Genomic DNA, 8,237 nt, shown 5'->3' on the forward strand with positions numbered 1-8,237 from the left:
GTGGGAGCGGTGGGGCGGAGTTCGGCGAAGTGGCAGGCCGACGGGTGCGGGTCGGCGGCGCGGGGCACGGCCGGGGGGTCCTCGACGGCGCAGATGTCCTGGGCCTTCCAGCAGCGGGTCCGGAAGTGGCAGCCGCTCGGCGGGTCGGCCGGGCTGGGCACGTCGCCCACCAGCCGGATCATGTTGCGCTGCTCGCGCGCCTCCGGGTCCGGCACCGGCACCGCGGAGAGCAGCGCCTGGGTGTACGGGTGGGTGGCCCGCTCGTAGATCTCGTCCTCGGTGCCGATCTCGACGATCCGGCCGAGGTACATCACGGCGACCCGGTCGGCGATGTGCCGCACCACGGACAGGTCGTGCGCGATGAAGATGTACGAGAGTCCGAGCTCGTCCTGGAGCTTCTCCAGCAGGTTGATCACCTGGGCCTGGATGGAGACGTCCAGCGCCGACACCGGCTCGTCGCAGACGATCACCTCGGGTCGCAGCGCGAGCGCGCGGGCGATGCCGATGCGCTGACGCTGACCGCCGGAGAACTGGTGCGGGTACCGGTTGATGTGTTCCGGGTTGAGCCCGACCAGCTCCAGCAGCTCCTGCACCCGCCGGTCCCGGCTGCCCCTCGGCGCGGCGTCGCGGTGGATCTCGAACGGCTCGCCGATGATGTCGCCGACCGTCATCCGCGGGTTCAGCGAGGTGTACGGGTCCTGCATGACCATCTGCATGTTGCGGCGGACCCGGCGCAGCTCGGCGCCGGACGCCTTGAACAGGTCCTTGCCCTCCAGGGTGGCCCGCCCGGAGGTGGGCGTCTCCAGCCGCATCAGCAACCGGGCGAGGGTGGACTTGCCGCAGCCGGACTCACCGACCACGCCGAGCGTCTCGCCCCGGCGCAGCTCGAAGCTCACGCCGTCGACCGCCTTGACCGCGCCGACGTGCCGCTGGAACAGCACGCCCTGCGTGATCGGGAAGTGCTTCACCAGGTTGTCGACGGAGAGGATGGTCTCGCCCCGAACCTTGGTGGAGCTAGCGGACGCTGTCATCACGGACCTCCTGCGCGAAGTGGCAAGCGCTGGTCCGGCCGTCGCCGAGGACCAGGTCGTGCGGCACCACGTCCACGCAGACCTGCTGGACGTACGGGCACCGCGGGTGGAACGGGCAGCCGGAGGGGATCCGCATGAGGTTCGGCGGCAGCCCCTTGATCGTCGACAGCTCCTGGCCGCGGACGTCCATCCGCGGGATCGACTCCAGCAACCCCTTGGTGTACGGGTGGGCCGGCGCCTTGTACAGCGAGCGGACGTCGGCGTGCTCGATGATCCGGCCGGCGTACATGACCGCGATCCGGTCCGCGACGCCGGCGACCACGCCCAGGTCGTGCGTGATCAGGATCATCGCCATGTTGAGGTCCCGGCGCAGGTCGGCCAGCAGGTCCATGATCTGGGCCTGCACGGTGACGTCGAGCGCCGTGGTGGGCTCGTCGGCGATGAGCACCTTCGGGTCCAGCGCCAGCGCCATGGCGATCATGACGCGCTGCCGCATGCCTCCGGAGAACTGGTGCGGGTAGTCGCCGATCCGCTTCGCCGCACCCGGGATCTTGACCAGGTCCATCAGCTCGATGGCGCGGCGGCGGGCGTCACCCCGCGACATCCCGGAGCGCTGGCGCAGTGTCTCGCCGATCTGCCAGCCGACCGGGAAGACCGGGTTCAGCGCGGAGAGCGCGTCCTGGAAGATCATGGCGATCTCCTTGCCGCGGACCTGCCGGCGCTGCTCCTCGGAGCGGGTGAGCAGGTCCTGACCCTGGTAGAGGATCTGGCCGGAGCGGATGACCGCGGGCGGGGTGTCCAGGATGCCCATGATCGCCTGGGCGGTGACCGACTTGCCGGAGCCGGATTCGCCGAGCACAGCGAGGGTCTCCCCGGCGTCCAGGTGGTACGACACGCCGTTGATCACGCGGGCGACACCCTCGTTGGTCCGGAACTCGACGTGGAGGTCCCGGAGTTCCAGCAGGTGGCCTCCCTCGGGCGTGGCGGAGGCGGGCGTGGGTTGGACGGTGGAGTGGGTCATGGGTTTCTCACCGCAGCTTCGGGTCGAAGGCGTCACGGATCGCGTCGCCGAGCATGATGAACGCCAGCACGGTCAGCGCGAGGAAGACCGACGGGACGATCAGCGGTGTCGCCGCCTCCCGCATGTGGATCCGGCCGGTGTCGATGTCCTGGCCCCACGAGATCGTCGGCGCCTTCAGGCCGATGCCCAGGAAGGAGAGCGTCGCCTCGGCGGCGATGAAGGAGCCGAGCGCGATGGTCAGCACGACGATGGCCGGTGCCAGTGAGTTCGGCAGGATGTGCCGGAGCATGATCCGGCCGTTGCCCGCGCCGAGCATCCGGGCCGCCGCCACGTAGTCCTGCTCCTTGGCGGTGATCACCGAGGAGCGCACCACGCGGGCCGCGGTGGTCCAGCCCAGGATGGCCAGCACGAAGATCACCGCGGCGATGCGGGCGTTCACGCTGTCGCTGGAGACCCGCTTGAGCAGCACGATCGCGGCCAGCAGCAGGGGGATGCCGAGCACGATGTCGATCAGCCGGGAGAGCACCGCGTCGACCCAGCGGCCGAAGTAGCCGGCCAGCATGCCGACCACCAGCGCGATCACACCGGTGCCGAGCGCGGAGAGCGCGCCGACCAGCAGCGAGGCGCGGGTGCCGTAGACCGCCCGGGAGTACGTGTCGCAGCCCTGGAAGTCGTACCCGAAGATCGCCCCGCCGGACGGCCCGGCGTGCTGCCGCGAGAGCGTGCAGTCGTTCGGGCTGTTGGCGGTGAACAGACCGGGAGCCAGCGCCATCAGGGTGAAGATGACGACGAGCGCCAGCGAGATCCAGAAGATCGGGTTGCGGCGGAGGTCGCGCCAGGCGTCCCCGGCCAGGCTGCGCGGCTTGTTCGCCGCGCCGATCTGGTTCGGCGTGCCCGGCTCGCCCGAGGGGCCACGACGTGCGGCCTGGTTCTCGGTGGCCGCCACAGTCTCAAAGTCACTCATAGCGGATCCTCGGGTCGAGTACGGCGTACAGAACGTCCACCACCAGGTTCGAGACCAGGTAGACCACGACGAGCACGCTGACGATGCCCACCACCAGGGGGCCGTCCTCGGTGCGGATGCCGCGGAAGAGGTTGAAGCCCACACCGGGGATGTTGAAGACGCCCTCGGTGATGATCGCGCCGCTCATCAGGTTGCCCAGCTCCACACCGAGGAACGTGACCACGGGGATGAGCGAGTTGCGCAGGACGTGCACGGTGACGATGCGGCGCTTGACCAGGCCCTTGGAGCGGGCGGTCCGCACGTAGTCCGCGCGCAGGTTCTCCGCGACCGAGGTACGGGTCAGCCGCAGCGCGGTGGCCAGCGACAGCGAGCCGAGAACGATGCCCGGCAGCAGCAGCGCGTAGAACGTCGGCTCGGAGCCGGCCGTGGGTGGGAAGAGCTGCCACTTGACGCCCAGGAAGTACTGCGCGAGCGGCGCCAGCACGATGGTGGGGATGCCCAGCACCAGAAGGGTCAGCACCAGCGTCGAGTTGTCGAAGATGCTGGCCCGGCGGATGCCGGCGACCACGCCGGCGGTGACTCCGAAGATGATCGCCACAGCGAGCGCGATGAGCGCGAGCTTCACGGTGACCGGCCAGGCCGCCTGGAGGATGTCGCCGATCTGTCGGCCGGTCAGCGACTGGCCGAGGTCACCCTGGAGCAGGCTCTTCACGTAGTCGAAGTAGCGGTAGAAGAAGCCGCCGACGCCGGTGGCGTCCAGGTGGTACTTCTCGGTGAGGTAGGCCCGCTGGGCCTCGGTCACCGGCCGCTCGCCCGCGAGGGCCTGGATGGGGTCGCCCTGGCCGGCGAACATCAGCGCGTAGACGATCAGGGTGGTCCCGAAGAACGCGAGGACCATCTGGAGTAGGCGCCGCAGAATGTAGCGGAACATGCTTAGCAGTCTCTCCGGAAATGTGCGAAAGGGTCGCAGGACGGCGTCTCTGGTCGTACCCGAAATATCCGATACGCCCGCCGTCTGGCCCGGGCGAGGCCGGCGCCGCCGGCACCCTGTCCGCGTGTGCGGCCGGGCCCCGGTAGCGCGGTCCGGGCCACCCGGGCGTCTCCGCCCGGGTGGCCCGCACCATGGTCAGCTCAGCTGGCCGCTTCGATCTTGACGAGGTTGACCCGCTGGAAGAGGTCCATCTCGACGTTCTTGACCTTGGACGAGTGGCCGAACACGTTCTCGCCGAAGCGGAGCGGGATGACCGGCATGTCCTTGGCCAGGATGTCCTCGGCCTGCTGGTACTTCTTGATGGCCTCGTCCTGGGTGGCCGCGGCCGAGCCCTCCTTGACGAGCTTGTCGAACTCCGGGTTGCTGTAGCCGTAGTAGTTCGACGAGCCGTTGGTGCTGTACAGCGGGCCCAGGTAGTCCTCCATGGACGGGTAGTCCATGACCCAGCCCAGCCGGAACATGCCGACCGGCTGCTTCTTCTCGACCTTGGTCAGCAGGTCGGCGAACTTCGGCTCGGCCGAGCCGACGACGTCCACACCCAGGTTGGCCTTGAGCTGGTTGGCCGTGGCGTCGACCCAGTCCTTGTGGCCGCCGTCCCCGTTGTAGGAGATGACGATCTTCGACGGGCCGCCGGCGGCCTGGTAGAGCTTCTTGGCCTCGGTCGGGTTGAACTCACCGGCCGCACCCGCGGTGTTCTCCCGGTAGCCCGGCAGCACCGGCGAGACGAACGAGCGGGCCGGGTCCTGCGAACCCTTGAAGACCGACTTCGTGATCTCGTCCCGGTCGATCGCCATCGAGATGGCCTTACGCACGTCCGGGTTGCTGAAGTTCTTGTCGAACGTCGGGAAGGCCAGGAACTGGAACGACGACATCGGGCTGGTCTGGTACCGGTCGCCCAGGTCGGTCGGCGCGTTGCTCAGGCTCTCGGTCGGGATCGTCGGCAGCACGTCCAGGTTGTCGCCCAGCACGTCCGCGTAGGCCGCGGAGAGCTGCTGGTAGACCCGGAACTCGACGTCCTTCACCTTGGGCTTCTCGCCCGGGTAGGCGTCGTACCGCTCGACGTCGATCTTGCTGTCGTGCTGCCAGGCGCCCTTCATCTTGAACGGGCCCTGACCGATCGGCGCCTGCTCGTAGGAGTTCTTGAGCACGCCCGGGGCCGAGAACGCGGCGTCCGGCAGCGGGTAGAACGCGTTGTAGCCGAGCATCGTCTTGAAGTCGATGTACGGGGCGGAGAGCGTCACCTGGAAGGTCAGGTCGTCGACCTTCTTCAGGCCGGACATCTCCTTGGCCTTCGGCTTGTCGCCCTGCAGGTCCTGGTAGCCGGCGATCTTCTCGAAGAAGTAGCTGCCACCCTGGCCGTTGGGCGCGTACGCGCCGTAGTTCCAGGCGTTGACGTAGTCCTCGGCCGTGACCTTCTCACCGTTGTGGAAGGTGTAGCCGTCCTTGAGCTTGATCGTCCAGACCTTGTTGTCGGACGACGTCACGGACTCGGCCGCGACCTCGTACGGCTTGTTCTGGGCGTCGTAGTCAACGAGCGGGCTGAACAGGCCGGCGAGCACCTGGGACCCGGACGTCTCGGTGGTGTTGGTCGGAACCAGGTGCTGCGGCTCGGCGATCTGGATGCTGACCGCCGAACTGTCGCTGCCGCCGGATCCACCGTCTCCGCCGCTGCCGCAGGCCGCGAGGCCCAGCGTCACCGCGAGCGGGAGGGCGGTCCAGGCGGCGAGTCTACGAACTCGCATTGAGCCTCCTCATCTCCTCACGCTGCGCAGTCAGGCCCGACGCTGGGGTTTACGCTGCGCAACAAGCGGTAACGGTAGGTCGGCCGATCGGCTTCGACAACGCTCCGGTTGCGGGTGCGTAACGGTCCGGGGTGACCTCCCTTGCCGGATGCCGGGAAGCCTGCTAGCGCAAGCCTCGCCAACATGGCTGACGTGCGGATTCTTGGCTGAATTCCCACGCTTGGTGTGCCCACCTCGGCCGGGTTGGGCCACCGCCTACCGGTCGTCCCGTTCCTGTGCGTCTCGACCCGGTGTCCGGTTCGGCCGTGATCGGTTCCACACGATGTCACTGAGAGTGACTAGAGACACGTCACAGATCGTTACGGGCAGGGGGATGGCGGAGGCGGTTGCGGCCGGCCCGAGCGAGGTCGTCTGAACGGCGGGCCGCGGTCGTGAGACGATCTGGTCGTGACGGCGACGCTTCTGGACGGCAAGGCGACCGCAGCGGAAATCAAGGACGAGCTGCGGATACGGGTGAAGGCACTCGCGGAGCGCGGCATCACCCCCGGGTTGGGCACGGTCCTGGTCGGGGCGGACCCGGGCAGCCAGGCGTACGTCAACGGCAAGCACCGGGACTGCGCCGAGGTGGGCATCGCCTCGATCCGCCGCGAGCTGCCGGCCGACGCGACCCAGCAGCAGGTCGAGGACGTGCTGACCGAGCTGAACGCCGACCCGGCGTGCCACGGCTACATCGTCCAGCTGCCTCTGCCGGCCCACCTGGACACCCAGCGGGTGCTGGAGCTGATCGACCCGGACAAGGACGCCGACGGCCTGCACCCGGTCAACCTCGGCCGGCTCGTCCTCGGCTACGACGGCCCGCTGCCCTGCACCCCGCGCGGCATCGTGGAGCTGCTCCGCCGGCACGACGTGGCGCTGCGCGGCGCCACCGTCGCCGTGGTCGGCCGGGGCAACACCGTCGGCCGCCCGCTCGGCCTGCTGCTCACCCGGCGCAGCGAGAACGCCACCGTGACCCTGTGCCACACCGGCACGCTCGACCTCGCCTCGCACACCCGGGCCGCCGACATCGTCATCGTCGCGGCCGGCGTGCCGGGCTTGCTCACCGCCGACATGATCAACCCCGGCGCGGTCGTGGTGGACGTCGGCATCACCCGGGTGATCGGCCCGGACGGCAAGGGCCGCTACACCGGCGACGTGGACCCGGGCGTGGCCGAGACGGCCGGCGCGCTGGTCCCGATGCCCGGCGGCGTCGGCCCGATGACCCGGGCCATGCTGCTCAGCAACGTCGTCGAGCGCGCCGAGCGCGGCTGAGGTGTAACGAAGGGCACCCCGCTGATGCTCGTGGCGGTGAGCGGGCCTTCCGTGCCCAACCAGGCCGTAACCGTCCGCCCCTGGCCGGATCGGTGCCAGGATGACTGATACGGTCCGGAAAACCGACTGGTATCAGGGAGTGGGACGACCATGGGTAAGAAGGTCACTGTCGTCGGGGCTGGCTTCTACGGCTCCACCACCGCACAGCGCCTGGCCGAGTTCGACGTCTTCGACACCGTAGTGATCACCGACATCGTGGAGGGCAAGCCCGCGGGTCTCGCTCTCGACCTCAACCAGTCGCGGGCCATCGAGGGCTTCGAGACGAAGGTGGTCGGCGTGACCACCGGTCCGAACGGTGAGGGCTACGAGACCATCGAGGGCTCCGACGTCGTCGTGATCACGGCTGGCCTGCCGCGCAAGCCGGGCATGAGCCGCATGGACCTGCTGGAGACCAACGCCAAGATCGTGCGGCAGGTCGCCGAGAACGTCGCCAAGTACGCCCCGAACGCCGTCGTCATCGTGGTCTCCAACCCGCTCGACGAGATGACCGCGCTGGCGCAGATCGCCACGCAGTTCCCGAAGAACCGGGTGCTCGGCCAGGCCGGCATGCTGGACACCGCCCGGTTCAGCAACTTCGTCGCCGAGGCGCTGAACGTGCCGGTGGCGTCGGTCCGGACGCTGACCCTGGGCTCGCACGGCGACACCATGGTCCCGGTGCCCTCGAAGAGCACCGTCAACGGCAAGCCGCTGCGTGAGGCCATGCCGGCGGAGCAGATCGAGGAGCTGGTCGTCAAGACCCGCAACGGTGGCGCCGAGGTGGTCGCGCTGCTCAAGACGGGTTCGGCGTACTACGCCCCGTCCGCCGCGGCGGCCCGGATGGCGAAGGCCGTCGCCGAGGACTCCGGCGAGGTCATGCCGGTCTGCGCCTGGGTCGACGGCGAGTACGGCATCTCCGGCGTCTACCTGGGTGTCGAGGCCGAGATCGGCGCCGAGGGCGTCAAGCGGGTCGTCGAGACCGACCTGGACGCGGACGAGCTGGCCAGCCTCAAGGAGGCCGCCGAGGCCGTCCGCGCCAAGCAGGCCGACATCTCCAGCATGTGATCCACCCGACCACGGGAGGGGCGCGCCGGCAGAGCCGGCGCGCCCCTCCCGTGTCCACCCACCGGCCCCGTCCAGGCCC

Annotated in this window: 7 protein-coding genes; 2 read left to right on the forward strand and 5 right to left on the reverse strand. The window is 69.2% G+C overall.

From position 1 onward, the window contains the following. From DKT68_RS30025 to DKT68_RS30045, 5 genes are all read right to left on the reverse strand, one after another. On the reverse strand, positions 1 to 1,031 hold a 1,031-nt coding region (locus DKT68_RS30025), incomplete at its 3' end, for an ABC transporter ATP-binding protein (RefSeq protein WP_109820746.1). Then, positions 1,015 to 2,052, reverse strand: a complete 1,038-nt coding sequence (locus DKT68_RS30030; protein WP_109820747.1) for an ABC transporter ATP-binding protein — start codon at positions 2,050 to 2,052, stop codon at positions 1,015 to 1,017. The genes DKT68_RS30030 and DKT68_RS30025, both read right to left, overlap by 17 nt. A gap of 7 nt (positions 2,053 to 2,059) precedes the next feature. Next, a complete protein-coding gene (locus tag DKT68_RS30035; protein WP_109820748.1) occupies positions 2,060 to 3,016 on the reverse strand; it encodes an ABC transporter permease in 957 nt (318 codons plus the stop codon). Next, on the reverse strand, positions 3,009 to 3,947 hold the full coding sequence (locus tag DKT68_RS30040) for an ABC transporter permease (protein ID WP_089019049.1): 939 nt from the start codon (positions 3,945 to 3,947) through the stop codon (positions 3,009 to 3,011). The genes DKT68_RS30035 and DKT68_RS30040 overlap by 8 nt, the downstream gene beginning before the upstream one ends. A gap of 200 nt (positions 3,948 to 4,147) precedes the next feature. Beyond that, complete coding sequence (locus DKT68_RS30045) at positions 4,148 to 5,749, reverse strand: peptide ABC transporter substrate-binding protein (RefSeq protein ID WP_109820749.1); 1,602 nt, start codon at positions 5,747 to 5,749, stop codon at positions 4,148 to 4,150. A 447-nt stretch (positions 5,750 to 6,196) separates the two neighbouring features. Here DKT68_RS30045 and DKT68_RS30050 point away from each other — a divergent pair, with 447 nt between their 5' ends. Continuing rightward, complete coding sequence (locus DKT68_RS30050) at positions 6,197 to 7,057, forward strand: bifunctional methylenetetrahydrofolate dehydrogenase/methenyltetrahydrofolate cyclohydrolase (protein ID WP_109820750.1); 861 nt, start codon at positions 6,197 to 6,199, stop codon at positions 7,055 to 7,057. A gap of 150 nt (positions 7,058 to 7,207) precedes the next feature. Beyond that, positions 7,208 to 8,158: a malate dehydrogenase gene (locus tag DKT68_RS30055; protein ID WP_109820751.1), complete on the forward strand. Its 951-nt coding sequence runs from the start codon at positions 7,208 to 7,210 to the stop codon at positions 8,156 to 8,158. Positions 8,159 to 8,237: the final 79 nt, after the last annotated feature.

Origin of the sequence: Micromonospora acroterricola, from assembly GCF_003172955.1 — a bacterium.
GTDB lineage: Bacteria > Actinomycetota > Actinomycetes > Mycobacteriales > Micromonosporaceae > Micromonospora > Micromonospora acroterricola.